Raw genomic sequence first — 19,967 nt, forward strand, 5'->3', positions numbered from 1 at the left:
ATACGCATCTATGATATACTAAAATGGTTGTCAAAATCGTAGTTACGAATAAATTGTCTAACATTTAAAATTGATCAACCCAATCCTCTACTTCACATGAGTAGGCGGATTTAATGTCAATGGCTTTAACTTTCTAGTAGGGTATGAAAACTTGAGCTAAATGTTAAGTCGCTGGCATATGTTGCGGATTTTTCAAACAAATCCGGACGCAATTACGTCAAGCGTGATTGAAATTAGATTATTTTGGAGGTATTTATACATGTCAGCAAAATGGGAAAAACAAGAAGGTAATATCGGTACTCTAACAATTGAAGTACCAGCTGCAGAAGTAGACGCAGCGATGGACCAAGCATTCAAAAAAGTTGTAAAACAAATTAACGTACCAGGTTTCCGTAAAGGTAAAATGCCTCGTAAAATGTTTGAACAACGTTTTGGAATTGAATCTTTATACCAAGATGCTTTAGAAATCATCGTTCCAGATTCTTATGCAAAAGCAATCGACGAAGCTGGTATTATGCCAGTTGATTACCCAGAAATTTCTGGTACAGAAAACTTCGTACATGGTCAAGATTTCTCATTCACTGCACAAGTAACAGTGAAACCAGAACCAAAACTTGGCGACTACAAAGGCTTAGAAGTTACGAAACTTCCAGTTGAAGTAACAGACGAAGAAGTTGAAGCGCAAATCCAAGAGCAATTAGCTCGTAAAGCTGAACTTGAAATCAAAGAAGATGAAGCGATCGTAGAAGGCGACACAGCGGTAATTGACTTTGAAGGTTTTGTAGGTGAGGAAGCGTTTGAAGGCGGAAAAGGCGAAGATTACCCATTAGAAATCGGTTCAGGCTCATTTATTCCTGGATTTGAAGAGCAATTAGTAGGTGTGAAAGCTGGCGAAGCAAAAGACGTTGTTGTAACTTTCCCAGAAGAATACCACGCTGCTGAATTAGCTGGTAAAGAAGCTACTTTCAAAGTGACTGTAAAAGAAGTAAAAACAAAAGTACTTCCAGAGCTAAACGATGAGTTTGCAAAAGAATTAGATCCAGAAGTTGAAGGCGTAGAAGCATTACGTGCAAAAATTAAAGAACAAACAGCATCACAAAAACAAGCTGAATCAGACGCTACACTTCGTGATGAATTAGTAGAAAAAGCTGCTGACAATGCAGAGTTTGAAGTACCAGCTGGAATGGTTAACTCTGAAACAGATCGCATGTTACAAGAGTTCGGTCAACGTTTACAAACGCAAGGTATGAACCTAGAGCTATACTACCAATTCTCTGGTCAATCAGAAGAAGATTTACGTGGTCAAATGAAAGAAGAAGCTGAAAGCCGTGTACGTGTTTCATTAACACTTGAAGCAATCGCTGACGCTGAAAAAATTGAAGCTACTGAAGCTGACATCGAAGCTGAATTAGAAAAAATGGCAGCTCAATTCAATATGACGAAAGAACAAATTACTGGTGCACTAGGCGGTACTGCTGTTCTTGAAAATGATATCAAAATCCAAAAAACAGTTGAATTTTTAGTAGAAAACGCTAAAATTACTGAATAAGATTTTTTAACGTAACTAGATAGAAAAATTAAGAAAACAAGGTACGGCGTTAAACCGTGCCTTGTTTTATCACACATAGCTTTTTAGTTTAGACTAAAGGGGCCCCAACCTCTCAAGGTCGAGGAATGAAAAAATCCAATTTTTACTAACTGTTATGCTTTTGGAGGCAACTTTAGTTAATATCTTATACATAGTATTGTTGTTTAATTTTTTACACGATGCTAAACTTTAACTTCATTGTAGTAAAGCCGACAAGTAGCAGTAGTATAGTGTCTCCGTTAAAATGGAAGAACGCACTTAGGTTTTACGACTGAGGGAGCTAAAACCTCGAAAATGAAGCTGAAAAATCAGACAGTTGTCATGGGTTCGTCTGAAAGCTCGCATCAACACGAATTATTTGCAGAACAGCAAGTAGAGAGCCATTAATGTTTTTGCGCAAATGCTGCAATTACTTAGCTAACTGGTAGATCGTTTGAATAGACTTGAAAATAATTCAAAATTTAGATGCATTTGCGCCATGACGTAAATGTTGCAATCAATTTATTTGATAATGATTCAATAATCTTGTAAGATTGTAGCTTGAATAGGGGTGAAACATATTGTTCAAATTTAATGATGAAAAAGGCAATTTAAAATGCTCATTCTGTGGGAAGCCGCAGGAACAAGTACGTAAATTAGTTGCAGGTCCTGGTGTTTATATTTGTGATGAATGTATCGAACTTTGTTCAGAAATCGTTGTAGAAGAACTAGGTGTTGAGGAAGAAATCGATTTCCAAGATATTCCTAAACCGAAAGAAATCTTATCGATTTTAAATGATTATGTTATTGGACAAGAGCGTGCTAAAAAAGCCTTAGCGGTTGCGGTTTACAATCACTACAAACGCATCAATACAAACAGTAAAATTGATGATGTAGAATTAGCAAAATCGAACATTGTGTTAATCGGCCCAACTGGTAGCGGTAAAACATTATTAGCTCAAACATTAGCACGTATATTAAACGTTCCATTCGCAATTGCAGACGCTACTTCTTTGACAGAAGCTGGTTATGTAGGTGAAGACGTTGAAAATATCTTATTAAAATTAATCCAATCAGCAGATTATGATATCGAACGTGCAGAAAAAGGGATCATCTATATTGATGAAATCGATAAAGTTGCACGTAAATCAGAAAATCCATCGATTACACGTGATGTGTCTGGAGAAGGTGTCCAACAGGCATTGCTAAAAATTTTAGAAGGTACTGTTGCAAGTGTGCCTCCTCAGGGCGGACGTAAACATCCACACCAAGAGTTTTTACAAATTGATACAACAAATATTTTATTTATCGTAGGCGGAGCATTTGATGGTATTGAATCCATCATTAAACGTCGTCAAGGTGAAAAAGTGATTGGTTTCGGTTCAGATCCTAATAAAGTTGAAGTGGACGAAGGTTCATTAATGTCGAAATTAATTCCTGAAGATTTGTTGAAATTTGGTCTAATTCCAGAATTCATCGGTCGTTTGCCAGTACTTGCAAGCCTAGAACAATTGAATGAGGCTGCACTTGTACAAATTTTGACGGAACCAAAAAATGCGCTAGCGAAGCAATATCAAAAAATGCTTGAACTAGATGGTGTTGAGCTTGAGTTTGATGAAGGTGCCCTTTCTGAAATTGCAAAGGAAGCAATTGAGCGTAAAACAGGTGCACGTGGTCTTCGTTCAATTATTGAGTCAACAATGCTTGAAGTAATGTACGAATTACCTTCACGTGATGACGTGAAAAAATGTATCATTACGGCAAAAACAATTACGGATAAAGAGAAACCGAAATTGCTTCTTGAAGATGGCACTGAACTCGATGAAGGTAGCGACACAAAAACTTCAGCATAATAAACAGACAAAGCTGTCTATTGTTATGAGAAAAAGAGTAACTTAGCTGACTTCGATTGTGCAATGTTCGCACATATCGAGAGTCAGCTTTTTATTCATACATAAAGCCGGCGACTGTAAATAGATGAAATTTTTGGCTCGTTTGAATAGATAGTGTGAATCGGTTTTTTAAACACATACTAGAAGCGCGGGATTGTGAACAAGAAAATTTTTGACGGAGGTGAATACCCGCATGGTAACAATTCAAAAAACAACAAATGTACCATTATTGCCTTTACGTGGACTTTTAGTATACCCGTCGATGGTGTTACATATTGATGTGGGTAGAAATCGTTCTGTAGCGGCGCTTGAACAAGCAATGTTAGAGGACCAATTGATTTTATTGGTGACACAAAAAGAAATGCACGATGAACAGCCAGAAGAACAGGATTTATATCAAGTCGGTACGATGGCGTATGTAAAGCAAATGCTTAAATTGCCAAACGGCACACTACGTATTTTAGTTGAAGGTGTTGCGCGTGCAACTTGGTCTAATTATCAAGCATTAGAGAAATTTACAGTTGTTGATATTGATGTAAAAGAGGATAAAGTTGAGAAAGATGTGGAAACGCAAGCCTTAATGCGTACATTGTTAACGTATTTTGAAAGATACGCTAAATCCTCCAACAAAATCACGACAGAAACGATTAATACAGTGGCTGATATTGAAGAACCAAGCCGCCTTGCTGATATTATAGCCTCTCATTTACCAATCAAAATTGCGGATAAACAAGAAGTTTTAGAAATGTTAAATGTTAAAAAACGTTTAGATCATTTAATTATTCGCTTGCATGATGAACAAGAGGTGCTGGACCTTGAAAAGAAGATTAATACGAAAGTAAAGCAATCGATGGAGCGTACGCAAAAAGAATATTACTTACGCGAACAAATGAAAGCTATTCAAACAGAGCTAGGGGATCGAGAAGGAAAAACTGGTGAAGTTGCGGAATTGCGTAAACAAATCGATGAAACAGGCATGCCTGATTCGACAAAAGAAGCGGCATTAAAAGAGCTTGATCGATATGAAAAATTGCCGAGTGCTAGCGCGGAAAGTGGTGTTATTCGCAATTACATTGACTGGTTAGTATCCTTACCTTGGACAAAGGCAACCGAGGATCGAATGAATATTACGCATGCTGAGGAAATTTTAAACCGCGATCATGATGGGTTAGATAAAGTAAAGGAACGTGTGCTAGAATATTTAGCTGTGCGTCAGTTAAAAAATTCATTACGTGGTCCAATTCTTTGTTTAGCTGGCCCTCCAGGTGTAGGTAAAACTTCATTGGCACGTTCAATTGCAGAAAGTTTAGATCGCAAATTTATTCGTATTTCTTTAGGTGGCGTGCGCGATGAATCTGAAATTCGCGGACATCGTCGTACGTATGTTGGTGCTATGCCAGGTCGTATTATTCAAGGGATGAAAAAAGCAGGTACGATTAATCCGGTATTTTTACTTGATGAAATCGATAAAATGTCTAATGATTTCCGAGGAGACCCTGCAGCGGCAATGCTAGAAGTGTTGGACCCTGCGCAAAACAACACATTTAGCGACCATTACATTGAAGAACCATACGATTTATCTAACGTTTTATTCATTGCGACAGCCAATGATTTAAGTACAATCCCTGGGCCTTTGTTGGACCGTATGGAAGTTATCTCAATTGCTGGCTATACAGAAATTGAAAAGGCTCAAATTACAAAAAATCATTTGATACCAAAGCAATTAAAAGAACACGGCTTGAAGAAAACACAAGTTGTTATCAAAGATGAAGCGGTGCTGGATATCATCCGCTATTATACGCGTGAGGCGGGGGTTCGTGGCTTAGAGCGTCAAATCGCAACGCTATGCCGTAAAATCGCTAAAGTTATTGTGTCTGGGGAAAAGAAACGTGTTACTGTAAGTTCAAAATCGGTTATCGAATACCTTGGAAAACACCGTTTCCGCTATGGACAAGCAGAAGAGGAAAATCAGATTGGTGTGGCAACTGGGCTAGCGTATACAACCGTTGGTGGTGATACGTTGCAAATCGAGGTTTCTTTAACTCCTGGTAAAGGAAAAATACAGCTAACGGGGAAACTCGGAGATGTTATGAAGGAATCGGCACAAACTGCATTGTCCTATGTACGTACAAAAATAGAAGAACTTCATGTGGATTCGGAATATTTCGAGACACATGATATCCACATCCATGTACCAGAAGGCGCAGTACCAAAGGATGGCCCTTCAGCAGGTATTACGATGGCAACAGCAATAGTTTCTGCGATTTTACATCGCCCGATTCGTCGTGAAGTAGGCATGACAGGTGAAATTACATTACGTGGTCGCGTCCTACCAATTGGCGGTTTGAAAGAAAAAACATTAAGTGCACACCGAGCAGGCTTAACAACGATCATTTGTCCAAAAGATAATGAACGTGATATTGAAGATATTCCTGAAAGTGTACGCGAAAATTTAACATTTAAACTAGTGTCATCTGCTGATGAAGTATTAGCAATTGCACTAGACGGAGGTTTTTAAAGAAATGAAAGTCCATAATGTCGAAATGGTCATAAGTGCAGTAAGACCGGACCAATACCCAGAAGATGGACTGCCAGAATTTGCATTAGCAGGTCGCTCAAATGTTGGGAAATCATCTTTCATTAACAGAATGATTGGACGTAAAGCGTTAGCGCGTATTTCTTCTAAACCTGGGAAGACACAAACGCTAAATTTTTACAAAATCGAAGAACAACTGTTTTTCGTCGATGTTCCGGGATATGGTTATGCCAAAGTTTCAAAAACCGAGCGTGAAGCTTGGGGGAAAATGATTGAACGTTACATTACGGGCCGTGAAGAATTAAAAGCGGTCGTTCAAATTGTAGACTTACGTCATCCTCCAACTGCTGATGATTGTATGATGTATGATTTTTTAAAACATTACAGTATTCCTTGTATCGTTATTGCAACGAAGGCAGATAAAATTCCAAAAGGTAAGTGGGATAAGCATAAAAAAGTTGTCAAGGAAACATTAGATATGGATAAAAATGATCCGCTCATTGTGTTCTCTTCAGAAAAAGGCATCGGTTTTGAAGAAGCTTGGCAAACAATTGAAAATAAAATGTAAACTAAAAACATCTATTGCGTCTTATGTAGCACAGTAGATGTTTTTTTGTTTTTATGTGCAAGCATTTCGTCGTTATTATTTTTCATGAAAAGCGCTTTGACACTTTTAATTACTAGCATGAAAGTTATGGACAAATATAAGAAAATTGCTTGATGAACGCTAAAATTAGCCGATAAATGAAATAGGAGGTGGACTAGAATGGATATTGCAGCTTTATCTATCGCAATGAATCAATCAAATCTTATGCAAAATGTCTCTTTAGCTGTTACAAAGCAAGCGATGGAGATGCAACAGCAAAACACTGAACAGTTAGTTGAAATGTTAGATGCTCCACATCCAACAGCCGGACATACAATTGATATCCAAGTATGATGTTGGCAGGGTAGCTTGAAATTGGAAGCTACCTCTTCCTTTATGTCTATGGTAGATTCGAAAAAATAGAAAAACATGTGAAAATGTAACTTTTTGAATAAGAAAAACTACCAATAATACGATATACTATTGATAAATAACAATTTTATAAGGAGGCGGGAATTGTTGAAGAAGATTCCATACATATTGATCGTTCTATGTTTAATGGTATTTAGTTTACCATCATTACCAACTGTTCAGGCCGCACAGTTAGTAACAGGAACCTTCGTAGATGTAACTTATTCAGAATATACGAATGCAAGTGGGCAAGTAGAAAAACAGCTAAGTAAAATCACTTTAGAAAATGCGAGTGGTCGCCAAGTCACATACAATATTAGCAATAGTGCCCGCCTGTACATCAATAATACGGAAACAACGATTGAAGGTTTTAAACTAGGTATGAAAGTAGAAGCTGAAATCTCGCTGCGTAGTGTAGTGGAACTTCGTGGTACTTCCAATACTACTGAGGAAACGACAACAGTCGCACAAAATCCTAAAACGATAGCTGGCGTAATCACAAGCATTGATCCTAATGGTATGTTCATTATGGTAAAGCCAGATGTCGGTAAAGAAACTACATATTATTTGAATAAGGATACAGCGTTTCAAAAAGCTTCCTCATCAGTTGATATTAGTGGACTGTATGTAGGAGATCGTGTAAAGCTTCATCTGAAAAATACAAGTACTTCGATTGTGACAAAAGTAGATATTAGTGAGACAGGAACATTAGTTGAAAATCTTTACAAAGGTGAAATACAATCGGTTAATATCAATGCGAACAAATTAACGGTTAAAAATCAAAATGCCTTTGTGAACTGGCAATTTGGTACAGCGTCAACAACTGCACTATCTACAATGAGTTTTTCTACAAAGGTTCCTATTTACGTTGGCAATACGAAAATAGAAAAAGGTCAGTTGAAAAATTATATTGGTAGTGAAGCATATTACGCGACAGTGAAGCAATTTGGTAAAGAGGTTATTGAGAAGATTGTTGTATTGAAAAATAATGAACGTACGTACTATGAGCCAATGATTGCAGTCGATACAGATTACCAATTATTAAAGCTGAAAAATGCGGGCACGCTGTACTTCCATGATGGATCAATTTTAATTCGCAATGGCCGTTTTGTTCAACCAACAGGATTATTAGCATATGGTACTGCGTTTGTTATTACTGACGGTACTGCTCGTGATCATTATGCACAAGTGGTGGATGTAACAAGCGATAGCTTTATGTCACCAAACTTAGCATCACATGAATTATATTATGGACGTTTAACTCAAGCGGATGGCTATTTAATTGAAATTGATGATGCAATGAAAATCGAATCAAATGTGTTCAAGAAAACAGATAAGACTGTACTATCTGTGAGTAATACGACAAAGGCAAAGGTTGATGATGGCAATAAAACATATAGTGTAATGCCAGATATTGAACTGTATTTATCAGAAGGGGATTACGGTTACTTCTATGTGAACAACGGGCATGTACAAGCTCTTCACATGTTAGATAATGCAAAACCAGTTGCTCCATTAATGCTAGTAGGTAAACTTCAGTCAGTAAAATCGACATATCCAGCTACTATTAATGTGAAAAGTGTGAGTCAATGGCAAAATGGTCGTTGGTATGAGGCAGGCCAAATGGTTGATATGAATATTGATCAAGCGACGCTTATTAAAGCAGGGAAAGTTATTCAACCATCTGATTTGAAACCTTCCGATCGTTTAGTCGTACTATCTGACCGTTTTGTAAAGGCACATTTCATTCTAGTAGATTAATAAGATGGAAGCTATCTCTCTATGTAGGGATAGCTTCATCTGTGCATATGCATGGGAAGAAAGAGAGGGAAAAAAACAGATGCGAAAACAGGTATTGAAAGTGCTGTTAGCGTTAATGATGGTGTTCGTTATGGGGACCAGCATACTAGCAGATGCTTCTGCCACATCGGTGGAAACAACTGGTGCGGTAAAAAATGAATATACATACGAAGAAGCCGTGTTCATTACTGGAACACCCATTATTTTTAAAGGGACGAGTAAAGATATTAAAATTACTCAAAAAGAATCAAAAGGGAAATTAACAGAAACGTATAGTTTAAAATTAACAGCAAGTAATGGCGCGACATTAACAAGAAATATAGCTTATGAATCAGATGTTGTTAACTATGCTACGATTGGGCAAAAGACATCGAATGGTGTTGTGAAAAAGTACTCTGAGAAAATTGTAGTCGGCAAAATAACGTATACATTAGCAGACTACCAGTTTTCACAAGGAACTGTAACAGATAACCGCGCAGCATCTGATTATTATTCAGGAAATGTTATTTCAAGAAAAACATATACATTTCAGACTGGCTCTGGTAAGACCGCAAAAACAAATACAGTAATAATAGAAACGGATAGTCGTCATGCCGGGTACGAAAATTTCTGGGGAGCAACTGAAACGCAAATTACTGAATCTGTTTATTCGTACAGTGATGGCACAACAAGCCATGTGAAAAATCGCCTATCAACAAGCAAATCACGTGTGCTCAATTATGAGGAAAATCCAGGCAGTTTAGCAAGCTTTGATGGAGGCTATGCGGTCGTTAGCGAAAAGGACGTAATTTCAGAATATACGTATGATTTAGCTTCTGGACAAAAAGGTAAAGTGGATTTAAATACAGAATTTACGCCGACAATCGAACGTCTTATTATTCCGAAATTCCGTGATTTATCGAATCACTATGCAAAAGCTGCTATCGAAAAACTATACTCATTAGGGATCTATTCCGATACAAGTAATTTCTTTTCACCAAATACGCCGATGAAACGAATTGACTTTACTATCGCCATTGGTAAAGCAGTTGACCTTCGTGTTATGGAAGAAAAGAATACGAAAAAAACATCTACAAGTGTCTTTAAAGATGTTAAACGTACGATGAAAGATTATGCCTATATTGAATCGGCAGTCAACAAAGGCATTATTAAAGGTGTGACACCAGATTATTTTAAACCAGATAATGCGATTACACGTGCGCAAGCTGCGGCAATATTTGTCCGTGCATTAGGGCTTGAAAACAAAGCGCCAGATCCTGGCTATGTTACAAAATTTAAAGATGATGCACAAATTCCTAACTATTCAAGAGATGGTATTTATATCGTCAATGAGCTTGGTCTTATGACAGGCGACCCTGTAACGGGCCGATTTAATCCAAACCAACCATTAACTCGTGCCCAAGCATCTGCTGTGCTTGAGCGATTCTTAAACTATTTAGAGAATGATTTAAAACAAAACTACCGAGATGATATATTATTCTTTAACTAATGAAAGGACTGAAAGGAATGCAATATGCGAAAAAGGCATTGCTATTATTGGCCTGTTTTGTACTAGCCTTTATGACTGTAACACCAATGGTCTCACTAGCTGCTACAACGATTCAAGATGTGCCGACAACTGATAGTAAATACAAAGCTATTTCTTGGGCAGTTGATAATGATTTATTAGCATTAAATGGTGCGAATAACTTTTTGCCAAACGAGCAAGTAACAGAGCGAGAGCTTGTCACAATGTTTGCAAAGCTTGATAAAAACTATGCGTTATCATATAACGAAAGTGTTGCCTATAATTTTTATAGTGATTTATATTTGCCATTCGAAGGTACACATGTAATGGTAAATCGTTCAAAAGCCATTACACGAGGTCACTTTGCACGTATATATGCTGCATTTAAAGGTTTAGATTTAGATGAACCACAGGCAGTACAATATTTATATACAAATGATATTTCAACTGGCAATACAGGCAAAAAAACATTTGCTGATTTTAATCCCTCTACGAAACTATCTCGTGGTGATGCAGCCGAGTTTTTATATCGTAGTGTACAAAACGGTTCCTTTGCTGTCCTAGGTTTAAAAAAATCTGCAGCAGGTCGTGATAATGATAAAGTAACTTTACCAGCAGGCTTTATGGGTTCGAATAGCGGAGAGTTTGAAGAACCGAAGGATAATGATAGTGATTTTACAGGTCCTGACTATGTCAATAATGCTCTGCAAAGTATTGAAGTTGAAAAAACAGATTTAATTGCAAACGGTGAGGATATGACGCCGATTACAGTATCTTTAAAGGCATGTAACGGTGACCCGATTGCTGATGATAAGTCCTATACGTTCCGTGTAACGTCTTCAGAGGGAGCTGATATTGTCAATTCAGCTGGTGAAGCTGTTCGCAACGTTCAATCGGACGGTTCAACTGTAACAGCGTTTGTTAAAGCGAAAAAGCTTACAAAATCAGTACGTGATACGATTAGTTTTGAACTTATTAACAACACAGACCCTAGCATGAAGTGTCTGGTTGGAGAAAAATTAAATGCACACGTGCGTTACGCGCCACAGCCAGAATTACGCATTGACTTTAAAGTGTATGACCCAACGAATACAGATGACAATGGTACTATAACACCACCTTATGTACAATATGAAAAGCCACCGGAGTTTTTCACTGAAAATGTAATTGATGTTTACGGTCCCGTGCCATTAAATCCTGATGCAGATGAAAAGCGTTTTAGTATTGGACAACAAACAAATGTTACCAATTCTCTAGGCGTTGTACAAAATATGTATTTACAATATGGTGGCGCCGATCCGAAGTATCCTGCTCTTGGATATGAGAATGCGATTTTACAATTTGAAAACTATAATATCTCTGTATATTTATTTGAAAAAATATTGAACGAGCGTTTAAAAGATTCTGTGACGACACCAGCGAAGACTGAGATTATGTATATGATTTCAGAGGATGGTCGTCCAATTTATCGAATCCAAGGAATCGATGATAATATTGCTTCACAAGTGGAAAATATCAATCCAGTAGGTACGATTATTCAGTTAATGAGTCCAAAATATATGCCAGAAGAAAAGAATTTAACATTAGAGCATTATGATAGTGTTATGAAAATTTATGCTATATTAACGGGCTTAAGTAATTATGAACGTACCGTATTATTAAAATACCAAGGCGGTAAATTACTAGGACAAGTAGAAGCTTATAAAAAACGTGTTGAGGCGTTAAAAGAAAGTGCAGATGCTGCGGCAAGACCATCTGGTAAGGACCGATATACACAAGTTATGGTAACGTTAGTTCGTCCAGGTGGAGAACCAATTACGGATTATCAAGGAACGGTAAAAATCAAATTTGATGGTGTAGAAAAAACGGCATCCTTTGTCACAAATACTTCGGATTATTTGAATAATACAGGTGGGCCAGGGACTGCAGTCGCTTACTTTGACTCGATCATTTATGGGAAATCTAAAATAGAAGCTACTCTTGTCAATAAAGTTGACCCACGTTATGCAACAATATTGAAGTCTATTACAGATAAAACGATTACAAAAGAAATTTTTACAAATCCTTACTTTAGTAAAAATGCTTGTAGTTTAGCAACTGAAGTCGCATATGTAGTTGATTACTCTTCTTCTATGAAACGTATCGACCAAACGAATTATCGCGGTACAAAAATGATGGAAGTAATCAATCAAATTCAGGCGAAAAATAATATTGTCATTGAAACGAACACAAGTGCAACTGTATTAGGTGAAGGCAGTACAGATAATGTCTTAAAGAAAGACCTGTATCGTACATCGACGGATAAGGGAGCTACAGAGATTTTTACGGGTATAGAATTAGCTCTTACTAAATTCTCAAATGATACAAAAACTTCTAAATCCATTATTGTTGTATCTGATGGAAAAACAAGTAAATCAAAAATGACAAAAGTAATTAATGATGCGAAAAAGAAAGGCATCAAAATTTACACTGTAAGTATGGGTAAGAAAAACCAAATTAATGAGGCAATTCTGACACAAATGGCTACGGAAACAGGTGGCACATATTATCATGCAATTGATAATTACCAGTTCCATCAGGTCGCTCAAAAAATAATTGATGCGATTCTATGTAAAACTGCGCCTTCAAGCTGTATCAACCCTGATGATTTATTTGAGGAAGCGACAGTATCCATCCGAAAAGGATATATTACGATGAATGCAAGAATTGATAGTAATTGTCCAAATGTTGCAAATGTCGTTGTTCGTTATTCCTCTGTCAGCGGTGATGTTCAATTTGATCTTAAAAAGCGCAGCGATAGTGTGTTTATGTTGACGAAAAATGTTCAAACTATGGTTGACTTTAAAGTCAATGGCGACATCGAGTTTTTAGCTTATGATAAAGACGGAAAAATAATTTCACAAAAAACTGTTAAAATTACAAATTCATAAAAGTGCTCAATGAGGAGCGATTCGACTGTAGACGACTAGATGCAAGTTTTAGTTTGTCTACAGTTTTTTCTATTGTGTAAAAGAGTTCAATGCCATTTTTAGAGAAAGCTATCTAGCAGACCATTCTATTTTTGAACTTTCCTTGACATAGCGAAACCAGCATTACTCGTATGCAGTTTTAAAATTTGATACAATACGTATAATTTGTTAAACTTAGTTTATAATAATTCTAAAGTAGAAAATGAATTATAGTTCTTCATGACATGTTCACAAATAATAGATGAACTATTGTCGAACTGTGCTATAATGAGATTTGTGAATTAGAACGTGTGAGGTGTTATTCATGCATACCATCGTAGTAGGCTTGAATTATAAATCAGCGCCAGTTGAAATTAGGGAAAAGCTATCTTTCGTAGAAAGCGAGTTACCGCAAGCAATGGAAGCGCTGCAAAAACAAAAAAGTATATTGGAAAATGTTATCGTTTCAACTTGTAATCGAACAGAAATATATGCAGTCGTCGATCAATTGCATACTGGACGTCACTTTGTGAAGCAATTTTTAGCAAATTGGTTCAACTTGCCTGTGGAGACTTTTTCTTCTTACTTAACAATTCGAGAAGAAGATGAGGCATTAGAACATTTATTTAAAGTTACAGCTGGAATTGATTCAATGGTGCTTGGTGAAACACAAATTTTAGGACAAGTGAAAAAAAGCTTCTTAAATGGACAAGAGATTGGGACGACAGGTACGGTCTACAATCAGTTATTTAAACAAGCAGTTACATTTGCGAAGCGAGCACATAGTGAAACAGCTATTGGGGAGAATGCGGTATCTGTTTCTTATGCAGCAGTAGAATTAGCAAAGAAAATTTTTGGATCTTTACAACGCAAGCACGTCGCTATTTTAGGGGCAGGTAAAATGGGTGAACTTGCTATCGAGAACTTGTATGGTAACGGCGTAGGAAAAGTGACGGTTATTAATCGTACTTTTGAAAAAGCTGAAAGTTTAGCAGCCAAGTTCCAAGGTGAAGCGAAGTCAATGAGGGAATTACAATGCTCACTACTTGAAGCGGATATTTTAATTACGTCCACAGGTGCGACAGATTTTGTCATTGATTATGAGCTCATGCAACTTGTTGAACGTTTGCGTAAAGGTAAACCACTGTTTATGGTCGATATTGCGGTACCCCGTGATATTGATCCACGTGTTGGTGATCTGCCAAACGTATTCTTATATGATATCGATGATTTACAAGGTATTGTTGAAGCTAACTTGGCAGAGCGCGAACGTGCGGCAGCGGAAATTACGCAAATGATTGATAAAGAAGTTGTTCAATTTAAAGATTGGTTTGCAACGCTTGGTGTCGTGCCAGTCATTTCAGCTTTACGTAAAAAAGCAAACCAAATTCAACAAGAAACAATGATCAGTATTGAAAATAAAATGCCAGAGTTAACGGATCGAGAACGTAAGATTTTAAGTAAGCATACAAAATCAATTATTAATCAATTGTTAAAAGAGCCAATTTTACAAGCTAAGGAAATGGCAAATTCACCAAAAGCAAATGAACAGTTACGTTTATTCCAACAAATTTTTGGCATAGAGGATGCTGTGGAAGATGAAGTGGATATGATGAGCAAGCAAGAGCTTGAGCGTAAAGAACGTTTACGATCATCGCAAACACCTACTGAACCAAAGTACTCTTTCTAAGATGTCTAGACATTCGAGCTCCACAATCGCTTGAGGCTCACGATTTGAGTCATGTAGCAAATTTTTGCTTTTTGCATGGTTTTGCTGACGTGTGCGAACTTGAAATTACATGAGGCGTTTTCGTATCTGTATGGTAAACTAAAGATACGAAAACGTCTTTTTTAGGCTGGGATACTGTTTATAGTAGCTTTAGCACTTTTTGAAATAAAGAAGGGATGTCCATTGGCTGATTTGACAATGACAAGGCTCTATGAAGTGATGATCGTCTTGTATGCGATCAGTCTAGTGTTTTACTTTACTGATTACTTTTATAAACAAGTACGTGCAAGGCGGATTGCTTTTTGGCTTGTTTCATTTGTATGGGTGATTCAAAGTGCCATTATTATACTAACTTTTATCGAAACAAAGCGTTTCCCGATTTTATCTTTATATGAAGGAATTCTGTTCTATTCTTGGTTGTTAGTAACTTTATCGATTATTCTCCATTGTATAGCGAGAGTCGATTTACCAGTATTTATTATCAATATATTAGGATTTTTATTTGCTAGTATTTTTACATTTATGCCGAAAAGGCCAACAGGAGCAGTAGGGGATACATTAATTTCGGAAATGCTCTTTATCCATATTTCATTTGCGATATTATCGTATGCTGCTTTCACGTTAACTTTTGTATTTGCGATATTATATTTAGTTTTATATCGCTTATTAAAAAAGAAAAAATGGTCACAATTATGGACACGTTTGCCATCATTACAGCAAACGAGCAATTGGATGAACGTATCATTTTTTATAGGGATTCCAATGTTATTCATAAGTTTAATATTAGGCTTTGAATGGGCATTATTAAGATTAGAGAGTTTATCTATCTTTGATGCGAAGATAATAGGGTCCTTTATCATTTTAGTATTATATTGTTGTATTTTATATGTGAATCGTAAAAGTAAGCTGACGGGCACTAATTATGCGTGGGTTCATATTTATGCTTATTTATTAGTTGTCGTAAATTTCTTTTTAGGAAGTAGCTTATCTCGATTCCATTTATGGTATTAGAAGAAAGGTTGGAGACTGTTGAGAAAAATTATTGTAGGTTCTAGGAGAAGTAAATTAGCATTAACGCAAACAAATTGGTTTATCAATGAGCTAAAGGCAGCAGGTGTGCCGTTTGAATTTGAAGTAAAAGAAATTGTTACTAAAGGCGATCAAATTTTAGATGTTCAACTTTCTAAAGTTGGTGGTAAAGGACTTTTTGTAAAAGAAATTGAACAGGCGCTTTTTGACAAGGAAATTGATTTTGCGGTTCATTCGATGAAAGATATGCCTGCCGTACTACCAGAAGGTTTAGTAATTGGTTGTATTCCACCTCGTGAGGATGCGCGCGATGCATTTATTTCTAAAGGTCATGTGAAATTTGCAGATCTTCCTGCAGGAGCAGTAGTGGGGACAAGCTCTCTTCGACGAAGTGCTCAACTCTTAACATTACGTCCTGATATTGAAATTAAATGGATTCGCGGAAATGTCGATACACGTTTAGCAAAACTTGAAACAGACGAATATGATGCGATTATTTTAGCGGCCGCAGGTTTAAAGAGATTGGGTTGGAGCGATGATGTCGTAACAGAGTTTTTATCAGTGGAAGACTGTCTTCCAGCTGTAGCACAAGGGTCTTTAGGGATTGAATGTCGACAAGACGATGCTGAATTATTAGCTGAACTAGCAAAATTAACTGACAGTGCTACATGGAAAGAAGCACATGCAGAGCGTGCTTTCTTAGCTGCTATGGATGGTGGTTGCCAAGTGCCTATTGCAGGTTATGCCAAGTATAATGGGGAAGAAATTACACTAACAGGGTTAGTTGCCGCACCAGATGCCGCAGTTATTTATAAAGAGACGGTAGTAGGTACTGATGCCGAAGCAATTGGTAATGAACTAGCTGACATGTTAACGAAACAAGGTGCCTATGATTTAATTCAACGTGTTAAGGCAGAGCAAGATGCTAAATAATTTACCTTTGCAGGGTAAAACAATTATTTTAACTGGAACGTCTAAAACAGCAACAGTTGGAGACGATATTTCCGCTTTAGGTGGTCAGGCAGTTTTTGCCCCATTGATAGAAACTTGCGAAATTATTGATCCAAAAGATGATGCGCAATTAGCATTTGCACGTCAATTTAACTGGCTAATCTTTACGAGTCAAAATGCGGTAGATGCTTTTGCTAGTAAGATGAATCGTTGTCATTTAAGTGCAAGCCATTTTCAAGGGAAAATTGCATCGATTGGAACGAAAACGACTGCGGCATTAGAAAAGTTAGGCTTTCAAGTTAGCTTTATGCCTTCAATATTTAGTGCCGATGTCTTTGTTAAAGAGTTTCCTATTGTTGCAGGGCACAATCCAACATGTTTATTTATTCGTGGGGAAAAAGCGAAAACAACATTAAAGGATGGGCTGCCCTTCAAATTAAATGAATGGACGGTTTATGAAACGATTGAGCGCCACGACCAAAAACAAGTAATTATCGATTGTATCCAGCAACATTCAGATGTTACAGTCATTTTTGCAAGTCCTTCGGCTGTAGATGTCTATGCAAAGGATATAGCTACAGTCGTTGGATGGAAAGCGGTACGTGTGGCGGCAATCGGGCACATTACAGAAGCAGCTATTGTAAACCACGGTGCTACTGTAGACATTATGCCGAGTATTTATACTATGCAAGCAGTCATCGAGGAATTAACGAAAGTAGAGGAAAGAACATGACAAATTTACAATTTCAAAGACATCGTCGTTTACGCGCAAATGCAATGATACGATCTATGGTAAAAGAAACTTACTTACACAAAGAGGACTTAATTTATCCTATTTTCGTGATAGAAGGCGAAGATATTAAGAATGAAGTTCAGTCAATGCCAGGTGTTTTTCAATTTTCATTAGATAATCTAGGTGCTGAAGTAGATGAAGTGGTTGCTTTAGGTATCCCAGCTGTTATTTTATTTGGTTTACCAGCAGAAAAAGATGAAGTGGGGACAGGTGCTTTCCACGATCATGGAATTGTTCAAGAAGCGACACGCCTTATTAAAGAGCGTCACCCAGAGCTGTTAGTGATTGCTGATACATGTCTGTGTGAGTTTACAGACCATGGTCATTGTGGCTTGATTGAGGGCGATCAAATTTTAAATGACGCTTCTTTAGATGTTTTAGCACGTACTGCTGTTTCACAAGCAAAAGCAGGTGCAGATATTATTGCACCGTCAAATATGATGGATGGTTTTGTTGCTGCAATACGTACTGGTCTTGACGCAGCGGGCTTTGAAAATGTACCAATTATGTCCTATGCCGTAAAATATGCATCAAGCTATTACGGCCCTTTCCGTGATGCGGCTGATGGAGCACCACAATTTGGTGATCGTAAATCATACCAAATGGACCCATCCAATCGTATGGAAGCTTTCCGTGAAGCAGAATCTGATATTGAAGAAGGTGCGGATTTCTTAATCGTGAAGCCTGCCCTAAGCTATTTAGATATTATTCGAGATATGAAAAATAACTATACATTACCGATTGTTGCTTATAACGTTTCTGGTGAATATGCAATGATTAAAGCTGCAGCTATCAATGGTTGGATTGAAGAGAAAAAAGTAGTGCTTGAAACATTGCTAGGTATGAAACGAGCAGGCTCGGATCTAATTATCACTTATCATGCTAAAGATGTAGCACGTTGGTTGGAGGAGAAATAATGGCGCGTTCTTACGAAAAATCAAAACAAGCATATGCAGAAGCTATCAACTTAATGCCGGGTGGGGTTAGTAGTCCCGTACGTGCATTTAAATCAGTAAATATGGATCCTATATTTATGGAATCTGGTCATGGTGCAATAATTACAGACATCGATGGCAATGAATATATTGACTATGTACTATCATGGGGCCCTTTAATTTTAGGGCATACTCATCCGGAAGTTGTAAAAGCCATTGCTGAAACTGCAGCGAAAGGTTCTTCTTTTGGAGCTCCTAGTTATACAGAAAATCGTTTAGCTAAACTAGTATTAGAACGTTTACCTGGCATGGAGATGATTCGCTTTGTATCATCAGGGACAGAAGCAACAATGTCTGCATTACGTGTAGCACGTGGTGTAACAGGTCGTGATAAAATTTTGAAATTTGAAGGCTCTTACCATGGTCATGGTGATTCATTATTGATAAAAGCTGGTTCAGGTGTGGCGACATTAGGCCTACCTGATAGCCCTGGTGTACCTGCGGATATTGCGCGTAATACATTAACGGTGGCTTACAATGATTTAGAAGGTGCTAAACAAGTATTTGAAAAATTTGGTGCAGAGCTTGCGGCAGTAATTGTTGAGCCAGTGGCAGGGAATATGGGCGTTGTCCCACCACAGCCAGGTTTCCTAGAAGGCTTACGTGAATTAACAACAAAGCATGGTGCGCTGCTAATCTTTGATGAGGTTATGACAGGCTTCCGCGTTGACTATGGCTGTGCGCAAGGTTACTTTGCTGTAACACCAGATATGACAACGCTAGGGAAAGTAATTGGTGGCGGTCTACCTGTAGGTGCTTTCGCGGGTAAGAAGGAAGTTATGGAGCAAGTAGCACCGGCTGGTCCAATTTATCAAGCTGGTACATTATCAGGTAATCCATTAGCAATGACAGCAGGCTATGAAACGTTATCCCGACTTGATGAAAACGCCTATGAGTATTTCAAAAAGTTAGGAGACCAACTAGAAGCAGGATTTAGAGCTGCAGCTACAAAGTACAATATTCCACATACGGTGAATCGCGCTGGCTCGATGATTGGTTTCTTCTTTACAAATGAAGATGTAATCGATTTTGCTTCAGCGAAAACGTCTGATTTACAATTATTTGCGGAATACTTCCGTTTAATGGCAGAAGAAGGTATTTTCTTACCGCCTTCCCAATTTGAAGGATTGTTTATTTCTACTGCACATACAGAGGAACATATCGCGAAAACGGTCGATGCTTTCCATAAAGTGTTTGCCCAATTAGCAAAATAAGTTATCTAA

General features: G+C 37.5%; 14 protein-coding genes. All 14 read left to right on the top strand.

All coding sequences use genetic code 11. The features are described from left to right. Nucleotides 1–259 precede the first annotated feature (259 nt). The 14 genes from tig to hemL all read left to right on the top strand — a co-directional run bounded on the left by tig (nucleotide 260) and on the right by hemL (nucleotide 19,958). A complete protein-coding gene (gene tig / locus FC748_RS01485; RefSeq protein ID WP_024363211.1) occupies nucleotides 260–1,549 on the top strand; it encodes a trigger factor in 1,290 nt (429 codons plus the stop codon). Between the two features lie 599 nt (nucleotides 1,550–2,148). Then, nucleotides 2,149–3,420 (top strand): ATP-dependent protease ATP-binding subunit ClpX, encoded by a 1,272-nt coding sequence (clpX, locus tag FC748_RS01490; protein WP_108029862.1) that lies wholly within the window; start codon nucleotides 2,149–2,151, stop codon nucleotides 3,418–3,420. A 232-nt stretch (nucleotides 3,421–3,652) separates the two neighbouring features. After that, nucleotides 3,653–5,977 carry an endopeptidase La gene (lon, locus tag FC748_RS01495; protein WP_024363209.1) on the top strand — a complete coding sequence of 775 codons (2,325 nt, stop codon included), beginning with the start codon at nucleotides 3,653–3,655 and terminating at the stop codon, nucleotides 5,975–5,977. Nucleotides 5,978–5,981: 4 nt separating this feature from the next. Continuing rightward, nucleotides 5,982–6,563, top strand: a complete 582-nt coding sequence (yihA, locus tag FC748_RS01500) for a ribosome biogenesis GTP-binding protein YihA/YsxC (protein WP_025220187.1) — start codon at nucleotides 5,982–5,984, stop codon at nucleotides 6,561–6,563. 198 nt (nucleotides 6,564–6,761) lie between these two features. Then, nucleotides 6,762–6,935 (top strand): YjfB family protein, encoded by a 174-nt coding sequence (locus FC748_RS01505; RefSeq protein ID WP_080653334.1) that lies wholly within the window; start codon nucleotides 6,762–6,764, stop codon nucleotides 6,933–6,935. A gap of 165 nt (nucleotides 6,936–7,100) precedes the next feature. Then, the gene (locus FC748_RS01510) at nucleotides 7,101–8,753 is read left to right on the top strand and encodes a hypothetical protein (RefSeq protein WP_024363207.1); all 1,653 of its coding nucleotides are present in this window, start codon (nucleotides 7,101–7,103) and stop codon (nucleotides 8,751–8,753) included. Between the two features lie 79 nt (nucleotides 8,754–8,832). Continuing rightward, complete coding sequence (locus tag FC748_RS01515; RefSeq protein ID WP_024363206.1) at nucleotides 8,833–10,281, top strand: S-layer homology domain-containing protein; 1,449 nt, start codon at nucleotides 8,833–8,835, stop codon at nucleotides 10,279–10,281. Nucleotides 10,282–10,298: 17 nt separating this feature from the next. Beyond that, entirely contained in the window at nucleotides 10,299–13,229 is a 2,931-nt protein-coding gene (locus FC748_RS01520) for a VWA domain-containing protein (protein ID WP_108029861.1), read from the top strand. A gap of 343 nt (nucleotides 13,230–13,572) precedes the next feature. Further along, the gene (hemA, locus tag FC748_RS01525) at nucleotides 13,573–14,937 is read left to right on the top strand and encodes a glutamyl-tRNA reductase (protein WP_024363204.1); all 1,365 of its coding nucleotides are present in this window, start codon (nucleotides 13,573–13,575) and stop codon (nucleotides 14,935–14,937) included. A gap of 222 nt (nucleotides 14,938–15,159) precedes the next feature. After that, on the top strand, nucleotides 15,160–15,987 hold the full coding sequence (gene ccsA / locus FC748_RS01530; protein WP_024363203.1) for a cytochrome c biogenesis protein CcsA: 828 nt from the start codon (nucleotides 15,160–15,162) through the stop codon (nucleotides 15,985–15,987). Nucleotides 15,988–16,005: 18 nt separating this feature from the next. Next, nucleotides 16,006–16,938 carry a hydroxymethylbilane synthase gene (gene hemC / locus FC748_RS01535; RefSeq protein WP_024363202.1) on the top strand — a complete coding sequence of 311 codons (933 nt, stop codon included), beginning with the start codon at nucleotides 16,006–16,008 and terminating at the stop codon, nucleotides 16,936–16,938. Next, nucleotides 16,928–17,689: a uroporphyrinogen-III synthase gene (locus tag FC748_RS01540; RefSeq protein WP_024363201.1), complete on the top strand. Its 762-nt coding sequence runs from the start codon at nucleotides 16,928–16,930 to the stop codon at nucleotides 17,687–17,689. The genes hemC and FC748_RS01540 overlap by 11 nt, the downstream gene beginning before the upstream one ends. Further along, nucleotides 17,686–18,666: a porphobilinogen synthase gene (gene hemB / locus FC748_RS01545; protein ID WP_024363200.1), complete on the top strand. Its 981-nt coding sequence runs from the start codon at nucleotides 17,686–17,688 to the stop codon at nucleotides 18,664–18,666. The genes FC748_RS01540 and hemB overlap by 4 nt, the downstream gene beginning before the upstream one ends. Next, complete coding sequence (gene hemL / locus FC748_RS01550) at nucleotides 18,666–19,958, top strand: glutamate-1-semialdehyde 2,1-aminomutase (protein WP_108029860.1); 1,293 nt, start codon at nucleotides 18,666–18,668, stop codon at nucleotides 19,956–19,958. The genes hemB and hemL overlap by 1 nt, the downstream gene beginning before the upstream one ends. Nucleotides 19,959–19,967: the final 9 nt, after the last annotated feature.

It is taken from the genome of Lysinibacillus sphaericus (assembly GCF_005217585.1).
GTDB lineage: Bacteria > Bacillota > Bacilli > Bacillales_A > Planococcaceae > Lysinibacillus > Lysinibacillus sphaericus.